The sequence below is a fragment of the Lignipirellula cremea genome, from assembly GCF_056501455.1.
Genome location: NZ_CM151415.1, coordinates 2,521,042 through 2,539,191, shown reverse-complemented (window position 1 = coordinate 2,539,191; position 18,150 = coordinate 2,521,042). Strand labels below are relative to the sequence as shown.

The 18,150-nt window shown below is 65.1% G+C and carries 22 protein-coding genes; 8 read left to right on the top strand and 14 right to left on the bottom strand.

What is annotated here, in order from left to right; all coding sequences use genetic code 11:
- Positions 1-19: 19 nt before the first annotated feature.
- The 7 genes from SH602x_RS09930 to SH602x_RS09900 form a co-directional block, all read right to left on the bottom strand.
- Positions 20-640 carry a type IV pilus inner membrane component PilO gene (locus SH602x_RS09930; protein ID WP_479476638.1) on the bottom strand — a complete coding sequence of 207 codons (621 nt, stop codon included), beginning with the start codon at positions 638-640 and terminating at the stop codon, positions 20-22.
- Entirely contained in the window at positions 637-1,434 is a 798-nt protein-coding gene (locus tag SH602x_RS09925; RefSeq protein WP_479476637.1) for a hypothetical protein, read from the bottom strand. Before SH602x_RS09925 ends, SH602x_RS09930 begins: the two co-directional genes overlap by 4 nt.
- Positions 1,431-2,501 (bottom strand): pilus assembly protein PilM, encoded by a 1,071-nt coding sequence (gene pilM / locus SH602x_RS09920; RefSeq protein WP_479476636.1) that lies wholly within the window; start codon positions 2,499-2,501, stop codon positions 1,431-1,433. The genes SH602x_RS09925 and pilM overlap by 4 nt, the downstream gene beginning before the upstream one ends.
- Before the next feature lie 103 nt (positions 2,502-2,604).
- The gene (locus tag SH602x_RS09915) at positions 2,605-3,195 is read right to left on the bottom strand and encodes a pilus assembly FimT family protein (RefSeq protein WP_479476635.1); all 591 of its coding nucleotides are present in this window, start codon (positions 3,193-3,195) and stop codon (positions 2,605-2,607) included.
- A gap of 1 nt (position 3,196) precedes the next feature.
- Positions 3,197-3,433 carry a hypothetical protein gene (locus SH602x_RS09910; protein WP_479468761.1) on the bottom strand — a complete coding sequence of 79 codons (237 nt, stop codon included), beginning with the start codon at positions 3,431-3,433 and terminating at the stop codon, positions 3,197-3,199.
- A gap of 53 nt (positions 3,434-3,486) precedes the next feature.
- Entirely contained in the window at positions 3,487-4,995 is a 1,509-nt protein-coding gene (locus SH602x_RS09905) for a hypothetical protein (protein ID WP_479476634.1), read from the bottom strand.
- A gap of 50 nt (positions 4,996-5,045) precedes the next feature.
- A complete protein-coding gene (locus SH602x_RS09900) occupies positions 5,046-5,852 on the bottom strand; it encodes a hypothetical protein (RefSeq protein WP_479476633.1) in 807 nt (268 codons plus the stop codon).
- A 254-nt stretch (positions 5,853-6,106) separates the two neighbouring features.
- On the opposite strand from SH602x_RS09900, the gene SH602x_RS09895 reads away from it, so the two are divergent.
- Complete coding sequence (locus SH602x_RS09895; protein WP_479476632.1) at positions 6,107-6,787, top strand: esterase/lipase family protein; 681 nt, start codon at positions 6,107-6,109, stop codon at positions 6,785-6,787.
- A gap of 8 nt (positions 6,788-6,795) precedes the next feature.
- On the opposite strand, the gene SH602x_RS09890 is transcribed toward SH602x_RS09895, so the two are convergent.
- Positions 6,796-7,746, bottom strand: a complete 951-nt coding sequence (locus tag SH602x_RS09890; protein ID WP_479476631.1) for a TIM barrel protein — start codon at positions 7,744-7,746, stop codon at positions 6,796-6,798.
- Between the two features lie 170 nt (positions 7,747-7,916).
- On the opposite strand from SH602x_RS09890, the gene SH602x_RS09885 reads away from it, so the two are divergent.
- Genes SH602x_RS09885 through SH602x_RS09875 form a run of 3 tightly spaced genes read left to right on the top strand, consistent with a single transcriptional unit; the run spans position 7,917 to position 9,320 of the window.
- Positions 7,917-8,387 carry a helix-turn-helix domain-containing protein gene (locus SH602x_RS09885; RefSeq protein ID WP_479476630.1) on the top strand — a complete coding sequence of 157 codons (471 nt, stop codon included), beginning with the start codon at positions 7,917-7,919 and terminating at the stop codon, positions 8,385-8,387.
- Between the two features lie 2 nt (positions 8,388-8,389).
- A complete protein-coding gene (locus tag SH602x_RS09880; RefSeq protein ID WP_479476629.1) occupies positions 8,390-8,968 on the top strand; it encodes a PIN domain-containing protein in 579 nt (192 codons plus the stop codon).
- 22 nt (positions 8,969-8,990) lie between these two features.
- Positions 8,991-9,320 carry a hypothetical protein gene (locus SH602x_RS09875; RefSeq protein WP_479476628.1) on the top strand — a complete coding sequence of 110 codons (330 nt, stop codon included), beginning with the start codon at positions 8,991-8,993 and terminating at the stop codon, positions 9,318-9,320.
- A 30-nt stretch (positions 9,321-9,350) separates the two neighbouring features.
- Here SH602x_RS09875 and SH602x_RS09870 read toward each other — a convergent pair whose 3' ends face one another.
- From SH602x_RS09870 to SH602x_RS09845, 6 genes are all read right to left on the bottom strand, one after another.
- On the bottom strand, positions 9,351-11,213 hold the full coding sequence (locus tag SH602x_RS09870; RefSeq protein ID WP_479476627.1) for a serine/threonine-protein kinase: 1,863 nt from the start codon (positions 11,211-11,213) through the stop codon (positions 9,351-9,353).
- A gap of 81 nt (positions 11,214-11,294) precedes the next feature.
- A complete protein-coding gene (locus SH602x_RS09865; protein WP_479476626.1) occupies positions 11,295-11,798 on the bottom strand; it encodes an SRPBCC family protein in 504 nt (167 codons plus the stop codon).
- 106 nt (positions 11,799-11,904) lie between these two features.
- Positions 11,905-12,378: an SRPBCC domain-containing protein gene (locus SH602x_RS09860; RefSeq protein WP_479476625.1), complete on the bottom strand. Its 474-nt coding sequence runs from the start codon at positions 12,376-12,378 to the stop codon at positions 11,905-11,907.
- A gap of 125 nt (positions 12,379-12,503) precedes the next feature.
- Positions 12,504-13,715, bottom strand: a complete 1,212-nt coding sequence (locus SH602x_RS09855) for an SRPBCC domain-containing protein (protein ID WP_479476624.1) — start codon at positions 13,713-13,715, stop codon at positions 12,504-12,506.
- Positions 13,696-14,100, bottom strand: a complete 405-nt coding sequence (locus SH602x_RS09850; RefSeq protein ID WP_479476623.1) for an ArsR/SmtB family transcription factor — start codon at positions 14,098-14,100, stop codon at positions 13,696-13,698. The genes SH602x_RS09855 and SH602x_RS09850 overlap by 20 nt, the downstream gene beginning before the upstream one ends.
- A gap of 45 nt (positions 14,101-14,145) precedes the next feature.
- Positions 14,146-15,030 carry an alpha/beta fold hydrolase gene (locus SH602x_RS09845; RefSeq protein ID WP_479476622.1) on the bottom strand — a complete coding sequence of 295 codons (885 nt, stop codon included), beginning with the start codon at positions 15,028-15,030 and terminating at the stop codon, positions 14,146-14,148.
- A gap of 259 nt (positions 15,031-15,289) precedes the next feature.
- Here SH602x_RS09845 and SH602x_RS09840 point away from each other — a divergent pair, with 259 nt between their 5' ends.
- From SH602x_RS09840 to SH602x_RS09825, 4 genes are all read left to right on the top strand, one after another.
- On the top strand, positions 15,290-16,297 hold the full coding sequence (locus tag SH602x_RS09840; RefSeq protein WP_479476621.1) for a 3-keto-disaccharide hydrolase: 1,008 nt from the start codon (positions 15,290-15,292) through the stop codon (positions 16,295-16,297).
- Between the two features lie 102 nt (positions 16,298-16,399).
- Complete coding sequence (locus SH602x_RS09835) at positions 16,400-16,828, top strand: DUF6932 family protein (RefSeq protein WP_479476620.1); 429 nt, start codon at positions 16,400-16,402, stop codon at positions 16,826-16,828.
- A 335-nt stretch (positions 16,829-17,163) separates the two neighbouring features.
- Positions 17,164-17,658 carry a MarR family winged helix-turn-helix transcriptional regulator gene (locus tag SH602x_RS09830; protein ID WP_479476619.1) on the top strand — a complete coding sequence of 165 codons (495 nt, stop codon included), beginning with the start codon at positions 17,164-17,166 and terminating at the stop codon, positions 17,656-17,658.
- 64 nt (positions 17,659-17,722) lie between these two features.
- Positions 17,723-18,124, top strand: coding sequence for a DUF1398 domain-containing protein (locus tag SH602x_RS09825; protein ID WP_479476618.1), 402 nt, complete (start codon positions 17,723-17,725; stop codon positions 18,122-18,124).
- The last annotated feature ends 26 nt before the right edge of the window (positions 18,125-18,150 follow it).

The following is an 18,150-nucleotide window of genomic DNA, read 5'->3' as shown; positions in this document are numbered from 1 at the left end:
GCACGCCGGCGTTAACGGATTAACCCGCGCTGCCGGCAAAAACCACGAAAACCAACGAACCGGCAAGGTCGCCCTTGCCCGCCAGAGCGCCATTCGGCGCTGCCGCATTTCCAGGAGCGTTCTGCCCCTCGCCGTCCGGCGTCGCCGCCGAAAGTCGACACTCCTGGATCTGCGTCGCGAACGGCAGTCGCTGGACCTTGGCCAGAAACGCCGCGAAACTCCCGTACCGACCTGTCGCTTCCAGACGCACGAGAAGCGTGTCGAACGTTTCGTACGTCGTGCCCTGTTCGGGCTGCATGGATCGCAGAGACAGACCGCTCTCTTCCGCCGCCCGGGAAAGCCCGGACAGCAACTCCCCGCGGCGACGCTCGGTCGACGCACGTTCTTCGCACTTCGTCAGGAAGGCCTGAGCGACGGCGATTTCGTCTTCCAGCCGCAGGAGCCCAGCCGCTTCCGTCGCGCCTTGCAGGGTCTCCAGCCGGACGCGTTCGACCTCCGCCCGCCGCTCGCCTAGCGCGATCTGCGCCGGACGGAAGACGAAGAAGGCGTACGCCACGGCGACCGCGCCGAGCGCGATGCAGACCGGCAAGCGATGCTTGCCCACCCGCTCGAGCAGGAGTTGCGTTTCCATTCCGCTCATCTCGGAGCCTCCTCGAATCGCTCCGTCCGATGCGTCGCCAGCGTCGGCGTCGCCAGCGACGGCGCCTGTGCCGTGACGGCAGGAGCGGACGACGCCGCGGGCGTCGGGACGGCGACCGGAAAGGATCGGTTTCGTTGAATGGTGAGCGAGAAGCGGACCGTCTCGGCCTGGCCCCGCGCGGCCTCGAACGAGGTGAGTTGGGCCGACAGTCCGAGCGGCGACCGATCCAGCGATTCCACGAACTGATGCAACGAGGTCACGTCGGTCGAGACGCCGGAGGCGACCCAGGTTTCCGTTTCCGCGAAGGCGCTGGTTCGACGTAGTCGATCCCGGTCGCGATCGATCGCGGAGAGATCGCCGCTGGTCGTCGTCGATGCCGCACCGGCGACCGCGGGCGGCGCGTAGGTCGGCCGGGAGAGCGTCTGCTCCGCGTCGATCCGCAGCACTTCCAGCATCCGGCAATTCTCCGGCAGCGAACGACTCAGTTCGGCGAAGAAGGCCGGCAGTTGGGCCGGGCGATGGGTCAGGTAAGTCCGCCGCACGAGCGCTTCGAGGCGATCGCGTTCCGCATTCGCTGCGGCCAGTCGCACGAGATCGGCGTCGACGAGCGCCTTTTGCGCCAGCGCTTCGTCCATGCTCGCCGCGACGGTTCGGCCGTAGACGTACTGTCCGATCGCGCCGCCGACGATGCCGAGCGTCACCGCGCCGGCGACGACGAAGACGGACCAGGGAAGTCCGCGTCGGCGACGCTGCGCCCGATAGCCGGCAGGCAGAAAATCGACGGCCTTCTTCATGCCTCGACCTCATCGAAGCTTCGCGAGGCCAGGCCGATCGCCAGATCCCACCCTTCGGCAGGTCCGTCGAAGTCCGTTCGCCAGCCGCGGAACGGTTCGCTGCGCGCACAGGGGAATTCGATCGCCGATGCGACGGCGTCGTAGGTCACGGCATCGACTTCGTCGCCGAGCGTGACCGCCAGGTCGAGCGTCTCGCCTCGAAACGCGACGCCGTGGTAACGCGCGACGGTCGAGATTTCGTCGACCAGTTTCTGCAGCAGGGGACGGAGCGCGCGCTGCAGCAGACGGGTCAGTTCGGGGTCTCGCGATCCGATCCGCCGGTCGCCCTGGTACAAGCGCGTGCGGCGAGCCTCGGCGACCGACAGCCGCAGCGAGTCGGCGGTCGCTTTGTTCAAGGCATCGGACCCGATCGGAAGTTGCCTGACGAAGAGCAGTTCCTCGCCCGAGCCGACGAAAACCAGCGAGTATTCGCGTCCGAGATAAAAACCGAGCAGACGCTTCGCCCGATCCTCGTCGCGGCGGAACTGCTGCGAGATCCCGCGCAGCAGCGCGCAGGGCTCGGCGTCGATGGCCGCGGGAACGAGTTCGGCTTCTTCCGCGGCATGCAGCAGCGCCGCGATGTAGGGGCGATGGGCGGCGAAGATCAGATGCTCTTTGACCAGACTGTCCGCATGGCGAATCTCCGCCACGGGCGACAGCCGCAGGTCGACCTCCGGGAGCGGCCAGGGAACGCGGCGTTCGACTTCCTTCAGCACGAACGTGCGCGACTCGGCTTCGCTCAGCCGCGGAATGCGCAGATTCTGCACCGACAGGAACGGGGGACGCACGCAGAGCACGACCTCGGCGCCCGACAGTTTCATCGAACGGACCCAGCGAGTCAGTTCGGCGACGACGGTCCGATCAGGCGCCGCTCCTTCGGGAGTGCGGCTGTTCTCCTCGCGCCACTCGATGCGGCGCACGATCCGACGCTCTTCCGGGTCGACTTGCGCCAGGCGAAAGCCGTTGCCGGAAAGAACCAGCCCCAGACGAGTCGAGGCCGTGGCGGATTGGAACAGAGACGAAAGCATCGGCGGGCATGTCGCAGACTGACGCAGCAGCCCGTCAGGAAAGAACGAGCCTGCCGAAAAGATAGGACGCAGTTCGCGCCCGCGCGCCGCTTTGGAAGGCCGGTCAGCCTTCGTCCTGAACCGCAGCCGCGGCGGGAGGGAGCGCGTCGGTCGTCGTTCCGATCGATACGACGCCGGTGACCGGGTAAATCCGCACGGGCAGAAACGACGTTCGGCCGTTATCGAAGGACGAGAGCCAGATCGTCACGGTCCGCCCGTCCGCGACGCTGCCGTCGGAAGCGAACTGCACGGGGAACTCGTCCTCGGCATACAGATTCGCCGGCTCGAACCCGGCGATGCTGACGTACTTTCCGTACCCGGAGCGCTCGCTGAGCGCGTACGTCGCCTGCGTTCGCGATTCGGAGGACCTCGTCTGAACGTACATCGGCAGCTCGTCGAACGCTGCGTTCGTTCCGACGTGCTTCAGAACGAACCGGCGCTCGGCGCCTTCGAACGTGATGCGATGGGGCGCCCCGCGCGACAGGGATAGTTCCTGCGCCCGTTCCAGATCGGCGGCCAGCATGTCGGCCGTCATCTGCAACCGCGCTGCCGGCGACGGCTCGGTCAGCGACACGGCCATCCCGGCGAGCGCGGCGAGAATCGCCACGACGACCAGAACCTCGATCAGGGAAAAGCCGCAGGAGTTTCGACGCATGCTACTTCGCCGCCGGGAGGCGCGCGTCCAGAAGGGCCGTCTGCTTGTCGATCGCTTCGCGAATGGCCTTCAGTTCGGCGAGCGTTTCGTTGCGCTGCGCCGCGGCGTTGGGAAGCGTCGGAGTTTCGGCAGCGCCTGCGGGAGCGTGCGAGCCTGCCGCCATGAGCGCGGCGCCGACGATCACAGTCGCCGCCGCGCCGAAAATTGCGCCTGCCGCGAAGGAACGTTGGGTCTGCATGGAACGATCTCCTGAAGTGCGTAGGAAAAAGTGATCTCGCTCGATGACGCCGCTCAGTTGGGCGACGTCATTCGCACGACGCGCCAGGTCAATCCTGACTGCGCATCGGGATAGTCGTACAGCGGCTGCGACGGGGCGAAGACGTGCTTCGCGGTCGCGCCCGTGACATCCTTTCGGATCTTGATCGACGGCTCGCTGGGGAGACCGTAGTTCGTTTCGAGGTAGAGCGGGAAGGGCTGAGTCGTTCCGCTTGCGCCGTACGAAGTGACGGCGCCGTTCCACGAAGCGAAGCTTGTGAAATCCGATCGTCCCCTGATCAAGGCGTGATGGCTCTGCAGCCCCCCCTCGATCAGGACGTCCTGCAACGACGTTCCGTCTTCGATCAGGAATTCGTCCCAGCAGATCACCGCGCCGCGCAGGGTGACGTCGTCGGCTGACTTCTTGATCGTCAGATCGTTCGTCAGACAGAGCGAAGGGATCGCCAGGCCCAGCGTCCGGCTGTTCAGATTCATCGCCTTGGGCGGGCTGATCGAGCAGCGCGAGCCCTCCACCGTCAGCGAGACGGAGGATTCCGACGCGATCAACGCGCCCGCGATGCTCACGTCGTTCCTCAGGGTCGCGCTCGACCTCAGCCGCAGCAGTCCCAGCGGGTTCGTCGTCGGATCGGCCGCGATCGTCAGGTTCTGCGGACTCGAGCCGTAGGTCGACGTGAACGACGGCATCGCATAGACCGGCCCGCCCGGGTAAAGCTGGTACGAATCGGTCGACGCCGACGGAACCGCCCACTCCAGATCGGGCGTGATGTTGACCTCCGTCTGTCCCAGTCGCGTCGTGACGTCGGTGCGCAGCTTGCTCGGCTGCGAGGCGAACCTGTATTCGACGTTCCCCACGAAGGGGCGCCGTTCCGTGCCCGACAGGGCCATCGTCTTCAGGCCGCTCAAGTAGGGCTGCCGACGCGCGTCGTCGTCGAAGTACTCCTTGCTCCACTCCTTGATCGGGTCGTTCAGCCGGGTCTTGCCGACGAACTGAAACGGCGGCTCGAGGATGATCTCGCCCGTCGAGCCGAAGCGGTCGATCTGGTAATACGCGTAGTCGTTCCGGTCGCCATAACCCGACAGCGTCCCCTGCAGCTTCTTGGGGATCAGTTCCACCACCGCCGTCGCGACGGAGGTCGTCACGGCCGACGGTTCGGAAGGATCGACCACCGTGGCCGTCGCTTCGATCGTGACGCGATAGGGGTAATACGCGTAGTCGGGCGACGACGGGGTCAGCGAAGCGTCGCCGGGAAGGTAGCGGACACGGAACGACGCTTCGTCGAGCCATGATCCCGAGAACTCCCAGTTCACGCCCGGCCAGCTTCGGCGGCGGATCACGTCGATCCCGAGTTCCAGCGAGGACTGCGCCGTTCCGTCCGCTCGCCGCTTCAGATTGTCCCGCGACGTCGAGCGCACGGAGAGGTCGCTCGTTCGCAGCATCACGACCGCGGTTCCCATCCCCAGCGCGAGCAGCGCGAGCGCGACGATCAGCGCGTACCCCCGCCGTCGCGACCGCGTGCGGCGCACCGAAGTTCGGAGGGAGGCTGGTCGCTTCATAGCAAGTGACGCCGGGGTCGTCATTTCTCCAGGATCGTCTTGAACGTTGCGCCGCCGAAGAAGACGCCCCGGTCGAAGTCTTTCAGAGAGGCTCCCTGTTCGGTGGGGGGCTTCAACTGAAGTTCGTACGTGACGTCGACCGTGCGGATGCCGGACAGGCTCCCGCCACCGTGAATGCTCCACGGCACGTTGGCCCAGGTGCGGGTTCCGGCGAGGTACTGCTGCCATTCGGCATTGGAGGGCGCCGCCCGCACGGCGAACGTCGCGTTACCCCGCTTGTCCGTGCCGTAGGCCTTCCAGTGAAGCAGATCGGTCCAGACCTCCGTCGTGGCGGTCGAATCACTCATGACGGAGTTGGCCAGGTTCGTCCAGGCGGCGGAGCCGTTCCAGGCCGGCGCTACGGCCGTGTCGTTCGCCCGGCGAAACTGCATCAGTTTGCCTGGCTCCGTCCGCGACGGCCCGATGAACAGGATTTCGTTGACGCGAGGCCGACCCGTCGGAGCGACCGGCGTTCCCAGCGGGAGCCAGAGCGCCAGCACGTCGGAAAAGGTCTCGCCCGAACTGGTCGACGTGACGACGACGGCGCCGGGAAACAACCGGCTGCTGTAGGTCGATCGGACGAGTTCCGTCAGCCGCTCCGTACTCCGACGGCCATGATGCTGCGTCTGTCGCACCGCGCTTACGTGCGTCGCGGCGCCGGTCGCGGCGTAGACGAGCGTTCCCAGCGCAGCGGTCATCATCGCCACGATTCCCGTCGCGATCAGCGTTTCCGCCAGCGTGAACGCACGCCGAAGCGCCGGGCGCCGGGCCCTGCGAGCAGCTGACATGCGGAGGCTTGGATCGATCATCGGGGCGTCAAAACGCGTAGTTTCGGCAATCCGTTCGCAGGTTCCGGGCCGTCCGAAAGTCGCTTCGCGCCGCTAGCCGACCTGAAAGGAAGGGAATTGCAGCGACCGGCGCGACGTTCGGAGGCGAACGCCGTTACGAAGTCGCTCTTCGTGCGGGGTCCGTTCAAGCGTAGGATGGGATTTGCGAAGCGACGTCCCGGGGCTCCCGCCAGACCGCAAGGATCGAAGCGACCATGCCGAAAACTCCGAACGAAACGGTCGTGCTGCTGCACGGTTTCGGGGGCAACCGGCTGTGGATGCGATACTTAGCGTCGTCGCTTTCGACGCAGGGCTACGACGTGCGGGTCTGGGGCTACCCCAGCCTGACGCTTCCGATCGACCGCATCGGCGAACGCTTCGCCCGCTACCTGGAAGAGGTCGCCTGCCCGCCCGCCGATAATTCGGAAGCGAATTCCGACGATCAGAAGTCGCCCCGCGCGGTGCACGTCGTCGCGCATAGCATGGGGAATCTGGTCACGCGCGAGGCGCTCGCTCGCGTGCAGGCGCCGATCCGGCGGATGGTCATGCTGGCGCCGCCGAACGGAGGCTCGTTCGCCGCAGATCGCTTCGCCCCCTGGGTGGGTGCGATCTTCAAGCCCCTTCGTCAGATGCGGACGTGCCCGGAGAGCTACGTCCACTCGCTCGCCTATCCCGAACAGACCGAGATCGGCGTCATCGCCGCGTCGCTCGACTTCGTCGTCGGTCACGGCAGTTCGACCGCGCCCCGGATGGTCGATCGCGTGGTCGTGCAGAACACGCACACGGGCATGCTCTTCTCGCCCGAGACCGCGCGGCACGTGGCGGCGTTCCTCCGCGACGGCAGATTCCGGCGCCAGGAGAGCGTCCCGGTCGACGCCGAGCGACGCGCGGCGTAGAGCCGCTCCTACACGTCGCACATCCGCACGGCCTTCTCCAGCCCGTCCCACGGATCGCGGGTCGGGATGAATTCGTGCCCGACGTAACCCTGGTAGCCTGATTCGGCCAGCGCCTTGATGATCGGCGGGTAATTGATCTCCTGCTCGGCGTCGAGTTCGCACCGTCCCGGGTTGCCTGCCGTGTGGACGTGATTGATGAACTCCTTGCATTCGCCGATGCGGCGGATGACGTCGCCGTCCATGATCTGGACGTGGTAGATGTCGAACAGCAGGCCCAGCCGGGGCGAGCCGACCTGCTTCAGAATTTGCAGGCAGTAGTCGACGTGGTTCCCCTGGTAGCCGGGGTGGCCCTTCATGTTTTCGTCGACCCGGCTGTTGAGCATCTCCAGCGACAGGTTCACCCCCTTCTTCTCCGCGTAGCCGACGATCTTTTTGAAGCCGGCGACGCAGTTGGCGATCCCTTCTTCCGGATCGATGGCCGTCGTCCGTTCGCCCGGCTGCGGGTCCAGATTCTGCGCCATGCCGGTGAAGGTGATGACGGTCGGAAAGCCGTACTCCGCACAGGCGTCGATCGAGGCGGTCAGCTTCTCGATGCAGTAATCGTGGTTTCCCGGGTCGTTCATCCCCTTCACGAAGCCGTGACTGCTCGCGATTGCGCAGGTCAGGCCGGCCTCCTTGACCGTCTTGAAGTGCTCGACGGGGACCAGTTCCACGCTTTCGCAGCCCAGCTTCTTCGCATGGGCGCACATCGTCGGGACGTCCCAGTAGTCCCTCCAGCACCAGTGAACGAACGATTGCTTCACGCGTCCGATGCGCTTGGCCGACTCTTCGGCGGGCTCTTTCTTCTGCACCGGTTCGTCTCCTGTCAGGGTCGCCGTCGCGGCCAGCGCCGCCGCAGCGACGGCTGACGATTGCAGCAGGGCTCGACGGGAGAATCCGCGGGAAGGATCAGCGGTCATGGGGGGGAACCTGAGAAGAAGAGGCACGAATCGCGTTCGTTGGCACGCGCAGCAGCCCAATTTTAACGACCAGGCAGCCGAACCGCCCGCCGAACGACCGTTTCGTTTATTTCGATTATTGCTTTCGCTGCGATTGGTGGCAGAATGTCAGTTGAAAGGAGACACGAGATATGTCGGCCATCACCCGCGTCGCGACCGTCGGATCGCCCCCTACTCCTGAAGAGGTTCGCCTGGCGGGCGAAGGCAGCGAGGCGCTCGCCGCAGCGCTTTCGACCGGCGCGTCGTCGTTTCGCATCGTCGTCGCCGCCGAGGGAGGCGCCGAAACCACGACGGTCGTTCCCGCCTCCGCCCTGCGGCTGCTGCAGACGACGCTGAATCAGATGTCGCAGGGAAACGCCGTCGAAGTCGTCTCTCTACCGGCCGAGTTGACCACCCAGCAGGCGGCCGACCTGCTGCGCGTCTCGCGCCCCTTCCTGATCGGCTTGCTGGAAAAGGGCGAGATCCCGCATCGCCTGGTAGGGAGTCACCGCCGTATCCTGTTTCAGGACCTCGCTACCTACAAGCGCATCGACGACGAGGCTCGTCACAAAGCGCTCGACGAATTGACCGCTCAGGCTCAAGAGTTGGACATGGGCTATTAGGGATGGATCAATCGCCCATCCCGCCGAAAGTCTTACTCGACGCGTGCGTGCTCTATCCCGCCGCATTGCGAGACTTCCTGATGAGGCTCGCCATCGTGGGCGTATTCGACGCTCGTTGGACCGACGCGATCCACGACGAGTGGATCGGCAGCCTCCTTCGGACGCGGCCAGAGCTCAAGGAACAACTTGCACGTACTCGATCGCTCATGGACGCAAGCGTTCGTGACAGCCTGGTTACGGGCTACGAGCGCCTGATCGAAGAACTCAACCTGCCCGACGAGAAGGATCGACATGTCCTGGCCGCTGCGATCCACGCAAAGGCAGACGTCATCCTGACCTTCAATCTCCGCGACTTCCCGCCCGAGAAGTTGACCCCCTACGGGATCGAAGCGAAGAGTCCGGATGACTTCTTAACGCTCCAACTCGGTTCGCGACTCGAAGATGTGTGCAGCGCCGTCAGACGCCAGCGTTCAGGTCTCAAGAATCCTCCGATGACCGCTTCGCAGTTCCTGACGAAACTTGCATCGCAAGGCTTGCCCCGAACGGCAGAGACCCTTCGAATTCACATCGAACGCCTCTAGTGTCCGATCGCACACGACGACCATGAACGCCTTCGAAGCCGAGATCCGCATGATTCCCGTCGCCGAGGGCGGAAGCAGAAGTCCGGTCTATTCAGGCTGGCGTCCTCTGCTCCGTCACGCGGAAATGCCTGAAGGCTATTTCTACGGAACGGAAGTGCGGCTGGAACGGGATCAAGCGGCGCCCGGCGAGACCACGAAGTGCGTCGTGCTATTCATTAACTCAGCGGCTTATTGGGACGGCGCAAAAGCAGGGGATGAGTTCTTGCTCTGCGACGGCCCGACTCCGCGAGCGAGCGGCCGCATTCTCGCGAAGGTCGACAATTCGGTCTACTGGCCGCCCAAATCGCCGTGAGGGGAACGCGAAGTCCAAGTTCGACGTCGTTCACCTTCGCTCCTCGAAGATCCTTCGGTACTGCTGGATCCGCCGGACCAGCGAGGCGGCGAGGAAGCCGATGATCAGCAGCAGCGCCTGGAACAGCACCGCGTGCGACCAGGGATCGCAAAGCTCGGGACGCAGGATCAGCAGCGACGCGTGGGCGAGCATCGTCACGCCGGTCATCATCGCGACCGACCGAACCTTCTCGAACAGCGCCGCGGCGAGCGTCAGCGTCGGGTAGCCGATCAAGAGCTGCGACGGGTCGTGCTGCGTCACCAGCAAGAAGATCGTCATGATCGCCGCGTCGAGTGCAAGCCAGATCGCCGCGACCGGCTGCTGGAGCGCCTTGCCCGCGACGAAGACCTGCAGGCCGATCGCCAGCAGCAGCCAGGCGACCAGCATACCGCTGATCCGCAGGTGATACGTCAGGTCGCTCCCCATCGTGATCCAGTTGAGCTGCACGATCACGAACAGAAACAGCAGCCCCCAGACGTGACTGGCCAGGAACGGATAGGTCCGGTTCCAGCGCCGCACCCGTTGAATGACGTTGGGGCGCGAGGCCTTCGTCGGCTCTTCCCGCTGGTACGCCCGCAGGTCGGCTGCCAGTTCCGCCGCGTCCGCATAACGCCGGCTCGGTTCGCGTTCCAGGCACTTCAGGCAGATCGCGTCCAGCGCTCGCGGCACGGCGGGGACGTACTTCCGCGTCGAGGTCGGTTCCAGGTCGCGCGTCTTGAGGATCGTCTCCAGGAAGTTCGCTCCCTCGATCGGCAGCCTGCCCGTGAGCGCGCGGTAGAGGATGGCCCCGATGGCGTAGACGTCCGCCGGCTTGCCGATCCGGCTCTGTTCGCCCCACGCCTGCTCGGGCGCCATATAGCCCGGCGTCCCCATCACCTGCCCCGTGTGGGTCAGGTCGTCGCCGCTGTCGATCGACTTGGAGAGTCCGAAGTCCGCGACGCGCAGCGTGGTCCGTTCCAGGCGTCCTGACGAATCGGACGCGGGCGACCGAGGGCTCGAACCGGTCGACGAAGAGTCGCCCCCCAGACAGACCGTGCTGGCGACGCCGCTCTCCAGCGAAGATGAGGCGGAGGAACGCCGGCCTCCCGCGCGATCGACCAGAATGTTCGAAGGCTTGAGATCGCGGTGGATGATGCCGCGGTCGTGCGCATAAGCCACCGCGTCCGCGATCTCCAGCGCGACGCGCGCGGCCTCGCGCGGCTCCAGCGTCCCCTGCTTCAGGACGGCTTCCAACGATTCGCCCTGCACCCACGGCATCGAGAAGTAACGGATGCCCTCGATCTGGCCGTACTCGAACACCGGCACGATGCCGGGATGATCGAGCGCCGCGACGGCGTGGGCTTCGTGCTCGAACCGCTTCAGTTCGTCGGGCGCCGCGAGCGCACCCGCCCGCATCAGCTTGAGCGCGACGGTCCGCCGGGGCTCCAGTTGCCGGGCGCGAAAGACGACGCCCATGCCGCCCCGCCCGATCGCCTCCTCCAGGATGTACCCGCCGAACTGTTCGCCGACGAGTCCTTCGATCGAGGCGATCCGCGACGCGGAAGATCGCCTCCTTCCCTGCCGCGATCTGTCGGCAGGAATCAGCGGACGCGAAGGGGCGTCGCCGGCACGCGAGGGTCGACTGAAGAAGGCGGAGTCCAGACCCCGACTGCGGCTCTCTTCGGAAGAGCGTTCGACCGCCGCCCGGAGCGGCGCCTCATCGTCCAGAAACTCCTGCAGACGCTCTTCCCAATCGGGACGTTCCGTCAGAGCCGCCGTGAGATCGCGCTCCCGCCCCTCCGCCCGGGCGTCGAGCCAGTCGGCCAGGAACTCTTCGAAGGAGTCCGCATCGTCTTGCGGTTCGGTCGGCGGCACGTTTCGTTCGTTCGAGCGGGTGGGCGGTCAGGCGCTTTCGATTCTACGCTCAAGGGAACGCTTCGCAGTCATCGAACCTGGTTATCCGCCCGCCGCAAGTTCCACCTCGAGCCGTTCGAACATCTGTAGCCAGCTCGGGTAGGCGCCCGTTCGCTTCGCGAGCGCTTCGCTCACGTTCTGACGTAGCGTCAGTCGCGTGCGGGCCCCCACCGCTTCGAACGTCACGTCGATCGTCGTCGATCGCGGCCAATCGGGATCCATGCCGAGGGTGGCCGGTTCCGCCGGTTCGCCCTGCTCGTTCACGATGCCGAGATCGAAGACGATCCGCTCCGGCACGACGATCCGTGCGAACGCTCCCCCGCAGCGACAGGCATGGCCGTCGGGCGACCTGATCTCCGTGCGGATGGCCCCGCCTTCGCGGAAGTCCCACTCATGGATCGCGATCGTGCAGCCGTGCGGCGCGTACCAGCGTTCCAGAATCGCCGGGTCGGCCCAAGCCTCGAAGACCCGATCACGCGGCGCGTCAAACAGTCGTTCGAGGAAGACCTGGCGATCCGTCGGCATGAGACTTTCAGCGGAGTTCATGGGTGTCTTCCGTAGGGTGGGTCATTGGCCCACCTGATGGCCAGGATCCGTCAGGAAGAGGTGGGTCAATGACCCACCCTACAAGAGCATGATCGGGCGATAAGAATCAGCTTCCGTTCGCCAGCGCCTCCCCCAGCCGTTCCAGCATCTGTTCGCCCCCTTCGCGGGCGCCGTACTTCTGCTCCATGAAGTCGCGTTCTTCCCTGGTATCCCAGACCAACTGCAACGTCACTTCCGTTCTTCCTCCGCCGAGGTCGACCAGCCGCCCCGTCGCTACGAACAGCCGCGGTTCTTCGGCGCTCGTGCCATGGTCGTACGCGAAGCCGCTGGGTCGATCGAGCTTCGTATAGACGACGCGGTTGGGATAGTCCGTGCCGTCGGGACCGTGCATGACGTACTCCCAGACGCCGCCGACCCGAACGTCCATCGTGCTCGTCGTCGTGGAGAACCCGTTCGGACCCCACCACCGTCCGATGTTCTCGCGATCGAAGAAGGCGTCGTAAACGAGTTCCCGCGGTGCGGCGAAGACTCGCTTCAGCACGATCTCGCGGTCGGAGGTATCCGTTGCAGCGTTCGCCATAGTCGATTCTCCGTGCGAAAGAAGGTCGAAGGTTTCTTGTAGGGCAGGCGCCCCGCCTGCCATCTGCGTTCAGTACAAGCTTCGAGGCAGGCGGGGCGCCTGCCCTACGAGAGCGAGACGTCGAACTACGTCTTCCGGATCACGACATGCGCGGCGTTCTCCGTCCCCGCATGCTCGACGCATTCGTAGCCCAACTCGACCAGGTTCAGCCCCGCGAAGAGCCGTTCCCCGGAACCAAGGATTACGGGCGCGATGGCCAGGTGCATCTCGTCGATCAGCCTGGCGCGGAGGTACTGCTGAATCGTCGCCGCGCCGCCGCCGATGCGAATGTCCTTTTCTCCCGCTGCATCCCGAGCGAGCCGCAGCGCTTCGTGAATGCCGTCGGTGACGAAATGGAAGACCGTGCCTCCCTCCATCTCGATCGATGCCCGGGGATGATGCGTGAGCACGAACGTCGGACAATGGTACGGCGGGTTCTCGCCCCACCATCCCTTCCAGGCATCGTCTGGCCAGTCGCCGCGAATCGGTCCGAACATGTTTCGCCCGAGGATCCACGCCCCCATATTGCGCATGCCGCGGGCGGCGTAATCCTCGTCGACTCCGGTCGTGCCTCCCTCCTTGCCGAACAGCACGCGCTGAAACGTCTTGGTCGGAAGGGCCCAGCCGTGCAGCGTCTCCCCGCCGATGCCGAGCGGATTCTGAAGACTCTGATCCGGTCCAGCGCCGAAGCCGTCCAGCGAAATCGTGAAGCTCTCGACTCTTACTTGAGACATCGCGTGTTTCTCTTCGAGGTTCTTGCAGGGCAGCCGCCCCGCCCGCCATGAACCGAACGTCGACTCGGACGGCAGGCGGGGCGCCTGCCCTTCAGGAAAGCAGATCCCTTCGGCGTAATTCTGAAGATGGTCGAACGCTTCGTTCCAGCCGTCGCGGTGTGAGTCGCGGGTCGCTTCGTCGAGGAAGCCGAACTGCTCGAAGACCATCCGCGTCCTGCCGGCTTCGTCGAAGAGCGTGATCGTCACGAGCGTCTCGTGCCCGTCGCCGTCCGCCTCTTCCCAGGCGTGCGTGAAGACCAGACGCTCGGGCGGCGAGATCTCGCGGTAGACGCCGCCGACGACGAAGGTTTCGCCCCAGGGCGCCTTCATGCCGGCTCGCCAACTGCCGCCCGGTCGCAGGTCGCCTTCGCCGAACAGCGGTTCGAAGTCCTTCGGATAACACCACGCGGCAAGCCGTTCCTGCTCGGTCCACGCCGCGAAGACCAGTTCCCGCGGCGCGTCGAACGTCCGTTCGATCGTCAGGCCGATTTCGTTCGCGTTTCGACTATCGCTTCGAGTCGTCATCTGATTTCTCCTCGGGTTCAGCATCGGAAGCAGGCGAAACGGATGACGTCCCGTCCGCCTGCTTCGCTTGCACTTCCTGAAGGTAGGCATCCAGCCGGTCGAACCGCTCTTCCCAGAGACGGCGATACTGTTCGATCCAGTCCGACGCCCCCTTCAGCGCCTCGGGCTTCAGCCGGCAGGGTCGCCACTGGGCGCTGCGACTTCGTTCGATCAGCCCCGCCCGTTCCAGCGCCTTGAGGTGCTTCGACACCGCGGGTAGCGACATCGCGAACGGCGCGGCCAGTTCCGTGACCGACCGCTCCCCTTCCGAGAGTCGCGACAGGATCGCCCTTCGCGTCGGATCGGCGAGCGCGGCGAACGTGACGGACAGTTGATCGGCGACCATGCCTGATTCGCTCCGTGATGCGGCAGAGAACTGTTCGCGGTTTCGCTACGGCTTCGCGGTCTCGGCGTCGAGGAACGACACGATCATCGGACCCAGCGCCTCCGCGTGCGTTTCGAGCAGCCCATGATCGGCGCCCGGCACGATCGCCAGCTTCGCGTCCGGCAAGAGCCTGAACGTCGCGACCGCATGTTCGGGTCGGACCACGTCGGCGTCGCCTGCGATAACGAGCGCCGGCGACGCGATCCGTTGCATCGCTGCGTCGGGAATGTCCTTGAAGTCGCGCATCCGCTGGGCCGCCTTGTCGTGAAACAGCCGCAGGTTCTCGGGCTGCGGCGCGACCTTCAGATAGGCCTGCTGCAACTCCTGCGGCATGGTCTCCAGGGTCGCGGTCTTCATGAACTGCCAGAAACCGGGGTCGGCTCCCTCGCGGCTGTAGAAGGCCGACGCGACGACCAGCTTGCGCACGACTTTCGGATGCCGGATCGCGACCTGCATCGCAATCGTGCCGCCGTTGCTGAAGCCGAAGAGATCGGCCCGCTCGACCTTCAGATGCTTCAGCAGCGCGGCCGTGTCGTCGGCGGACTGCTCGAATGTGAAGGGTCGATCGGCGATGTCGGCCGTATGGCCGTAGCCCTGCTGTTCGAACGCGATGACCTGCCGGCTGCGCGCGAGCGCGGGCAGGATCTCTCCGAACGACGTGCCGATCGTGTCCCCGCCCCCATGCAGCAGCACGAGCGGCGGCTGGCCTTTCGTGCCTGCGCCATGAATCTCGTAGTACATCCGCAGGCCGTTGACCGGTGCGTAGCCGGTCTGCACCGCCGGCAACTTCGCGTTCGGCGAATTGGGCTCGTTGGCGGACGAAGTAAGCGCCGCGGAGAGACTGGAGAAGACACAGAGCGCGACCGAACTGCACCGGCTGACCGCACGCATCGCCAAGTCCTCATTTAACCACTCGGTTACTTAACTGTATGGCAAAATACACTCGGAGACTCTGCGGGTCAATTCGTTCGCCCGGAAAAATGCGGCATCTGCCCGTCGCGCGAGGACGCTGCGTCTCTTGCGACCCCCTACTGCTGAGGGAACAATGACCGCTGCCTGCTTCTGCCGGCGTCACGCGGCCCCTCGTGCTTTTCTGCCGCGACGATTTCCCGCCTGTCGAGCCCTACGTCCTGTCACGGAGCGTTTTCGCATGTCCGTTCGTTATGCCCTCTGGACGCTCGCGTCGTTCGCGACCGCGTTCGTTCCCGCCCTCGCCTTCGCTGCCGACGATCCGGAAGCGACCTACACCGACGTCGCCAAGGCGCCGGAGAGCTATGCACTGCAGGGCGAGTTCGCCGGCTGGATGAAGAAGCCGATCAGCGAAGAGAAGATGGACATCGGCGGCCAGGTCATCGCCCTGGGCGACGACAAGTTCGAAGCCGTCGGCTACCCGGGCGGTCTTCCCGGCGCCGGATGGGTCAAGACGATCGAGCCCCACCGCATCGCCGGTCAGAAGGAAGGCGACAAGCTCGTCTTCGTCGAAAAGAAGGACGACGTCGAAGCCCGGGCCGAAGTCGTCGGCGACACGATGACGCTCTTCTACAACGGCGAGATGCGAGGCGAACTCAAGCGGGTCGAACGCAAGAGCCCGACGTTCGGGGCGAAGGCGCCCGAGGGGGCGATCGTCCTCTTCGACGGCACGTCCGCCGACGAGTGGGAGAACGGCAAGATGACCGAGGAGAAGCTGCTCTCCGCCGACACCTCGACCAAGCGGAAGTTCAAGGACTACACGCTGCACCTCGAGTTCCGCACGCCGTTCAAGCCCGCCGCGCGCGGTCAGGCCCGCGGCAACTCGGGCGTCTACGCGTCGAGCCGGTACGAGATCCAGGTGCTCGATTCGTTCGGCCTGAAGGGCGAGAACAACGAGTGCGGCGGCATCTACTCCATCGCCAAGCCGGACGTGAATATGTGCTTCCCGCCGCTGACCTGGCAGACGTACGACATCGATTTCACGATGGCGAAGTACGACGACGCCGGGAACAAGACGGCGCCCGCGCGGCTGACGATGAAGCACAACGGCGTCGTGATCCACGACGACATCGAGCTTCCGCACGGCACGCCCGGCAAGCTGCCCGAAGGCCCCGAGCCCGCCCCCATCTACCTCCAGGGTCACGGCAACCCGGTCGTTTATCAGAACGTCTGGATTCAGGAGAAGTAGGCTTCGCCGAGCACAAGCAACCTGCATTCGATCGCGACGCCGGGCAGGGAATCCTCGTCCGGCGTTTTCGTTTCGCGATGACGCTTCGTCGAGGATCGAACGTTGATACCGGACTTCCGCGATGACGGCTATTTGCCGGAGGGGCTGCACCTCGCCACGGAGGCTGAGGCGATTCTTCGCTTCGGAACAGACTCTCCCGTACGCCGCCGCCTGGCCTTGCGACTTCGGCGCTGGGTCGAACTCGCGCGTGCCGTTTCTGCCTTACGATTGTTCATCGACGGCAGCTTCGTTACGTCCATTCCGGACCCGAATGACGTCGACGCCGTCGTCTGGCTGCCAGGAGATTTCGCAACCCGCGCGGCCTCTGGCAACTTAGAGGCGATGGAACTGGAATACATGCTTGTGACCAGGCATCCTGAAGAGATTCTCGCAGCGGAAGATCGCCGCGACTGGAACGCGTGGCTAGAATTCTTCGGACGAACGCGGGAACTCGACGGCCGGCGCAAAGGACTCGTGGAGATCGAACTGTGATCACGACGCCGATCGAATACGAAACCGCGCAGACCGAACTTCGCAGCCTCGAAGATCGCCTGGACGAGATTCAGCGAGACCGCCCTGCCGGGGAAAAGGGTTTCACGAAGGCTGGAATCCGGAAGCTGATCGCAAGGCTTCACGAAGAATTGGCTGTCTACGAGGGGAGCGAGGAGGCTCGTTCGTCGTAGGAACGTCCGGATTCAGGTTAGGCACACGGCAATCTGCGCCGTCGATTCACGACGCCGGGCAAAGCGGTCTCTTCCGGCGTTTTTCGAATCCGAACGAACGTTGACCTCGGTTCGCCGCCGGCCTATAGTTTCCTAGGAAACCAAATGGCCGGACGGACGGTGGAGCGGAGGATGGCGAAGAAGCAGGCGGCGGAGACCAGCGCTCTCGAAGACCACCTCGGCTACTGGCTGCGGTTCGTATCGAACCATGTCTCGCACGCGTTCCAGGCGAAGGTCGAGGCGCTCGGCGTGACGGTCGCCGAGTGGGTCGCCCTGCGCGAACTGTTCGACGCGGGCGAGGTTCCGCCGAGCGCGCTGGCCGAGCGGCTGGGGATGAGCCGGGGGGCGATCTCCAAACTCGTCGACCGGCTGATCGCGAAGGGACTCGTCGAGCGCGGCGAAGAAGGCTCCGACCGGCGGTATCGTTCGGCGCGGATCACGTCCGCGGGCATGAAGCTCGTCCCGCGACTCGCCCGCCTGGCCGATGCCAACGACGCGGAGTTCTTCGGGCATCTCGATCCCGACAGCCGACGGCAACTCTCCGAAGCGTTGCGGGAGATCGTCCGCCGGCACGGCATGAAGAACCTCCCTACGGATTGAACGGATGCCGCCCCGCCGGAATCCGACGGACTTCGAACACCAACTCGCCACGGAGAACGACTGCATGAACGAAACGACGATCGCTACGGTCGAAGATTGCGTCGGCCTGACGCTCGAAGGCCGGATGCCCTTTCCCCAGGTGGTGCAGCGCCTGCTCGACGCCGGGATCGAGCGCTACTCCGTCGACCTCTGCCGCGCGGAGCACATCTACTATCTGCCTGACGGCGATTCGCACGTCGTCCGGCCGCACGATGCTGCCGACCCCGTCGCCAAGCGATTCTCGGCCCCCGAGGTCGAGTCCGCGGTCCGCGACTCGCAACAGGGTCGCCTCGCCTATCCCCAGTTCCTGCAGCGGATTCGCGCTGCCGGCTGCGTCGGGTATCTCGTCTCGTTCGCCGGCCGGCGGTGCCTCTACCTCGGGCGAACGGGCGAGTCGCATCTGGAACTCTTTCCGGGATCGGCGTGAGCGGACTTCGCTTCGCTTCTTCGCGC

Coding starts and splice junctions, on each gene's coding strand:
- SH602x_RS09930 (WP_479476638.1), bottom strand. CDS start 640: ATGAGCGGAATGGAAACGCAACTCCTGCTCGAGCGGGTGGGCAAGCAT.
- SH602x_RS09925 (WP_479476637.1), bottom strand. CDS start 1,434: ATGAAGAAGGCCGTCGATTTTCTGCCTGCCGGCTATCGGGCGCAGCGT.
- pilM (WP_479476636.1), bottom strand. CDS start 2,501: ATGCTTTCGTCTCTGTTCCAATCCGCCACGGCCTCGACTCGTCTGGGG.
- SH602x_RS09915 (WP_479476635.1), bottom strand. CDS start 3,195: ATGCGTCGAAACTCCTGCGGCTTTTCCCTGATCGAGGTTCTGGTCGTC.
- SH602x_RS09910 (WP_479468761.1), bottom strand. CDS start 3,433: ATGCAGACCCAACGTTCCTTCGCGGCAGGCGCAATTTTCGGCGCGGCG.
- SH602x_RS09900 (WP_479476633.1), bottom strand. CDS start 5,852: ATGTCAGCTGCTCGCAGGGCCCGGCGCCCGGCGCTTCGGCGTGCGTTC.
- SH602x_RS09895 (WP_479476632.1), top strand. CDS start 6,107: ATGCCGAAAACTCCGAACGAAACGGTCGTGCTGCTGCACGGTTTCGGG.
- SH602x_RS09890 (WP_479476631.1), bottom strand. CDS start 7,746: ATGACCGCTGATCCTTCCCGCGGATTCTCCCGTCGAGCCCTGCTGCAA.
- SH602x_RS09885 (WP_479476630.1), top strand. CDS start 7,917: ATGTCGGCCATCACCCGCGTCGCGACCGTCGGATCGCCCCCTACTCCT.
- SH602x_RS09880 (WP_479476629.1), top strand. CDS start 8,390: ATGGATCAATCGCCCATCCCGCCGAAAGTCTTACTCGACGCGTGCGTG.
- SH602x_RS09875 (WP_479476628.1), top strand. CDS start 8,991: ATGAACGCCTTCGAAGCCGAGATCCGCATGATTCCCGTCGCCGAGGGC.
- SH602x_RS09865 (WP_479476626.1), bottom strand. CDS start 11,798: ATGAACTCCGCTGAAAGTCTCATGCCGACGGATCGCCAGGTCTTCCTC.
- SH602x_RS09860 (WP_479476625.1), bottom strand. CDS start 12,378: ATGGCGAACGCTGCAACGGATACCTCCGACCGCGAGATCGTGCTGAAG.
- SH602x_RS09855 (WP_479476624.1), bottom strand. CDS start 13,715: ATGACGACTCGAAGCGATAGTCGAAACGCGAACGAAATCGGCCTGACG.
- SH602x_RS09850 (WP_479476623.1), bottom strand. CDS start 14,100: ATGGTCGCCGATCAACTGTCCGTCACGTTCGCCGCGCTCGCCGATCCG.
- SH602x_RS09845 (WP_479476622.1), bottom strand. CDS start 15,030: ATGCGTGCGGTCAGCCGGTGCAGTTCGGTCGCGCTCTGTGTCTTCTCC.
- SH602x_RS09840 (WP_479476621.1), top strand. CDS start 15,290: ATGTCCGTTCGTTATGCCCTCTGGACGCTCGCGTCGTTCGCGACCGCG.
- SH602x_RS09830 (WP_479476619.1), top strand. CDS start 17,164: ATGGCCGGACGGACGGTGGAGCGGAGGATGGCGAAGAAGCAGGCGGCG.
- SH602x_RS09825 (WP_479476618.1), top strand. CDS start 17,723: ATGAACGAAACGACGATCGCTACGGTCGAAGATTGCGTCGGCCTGACG.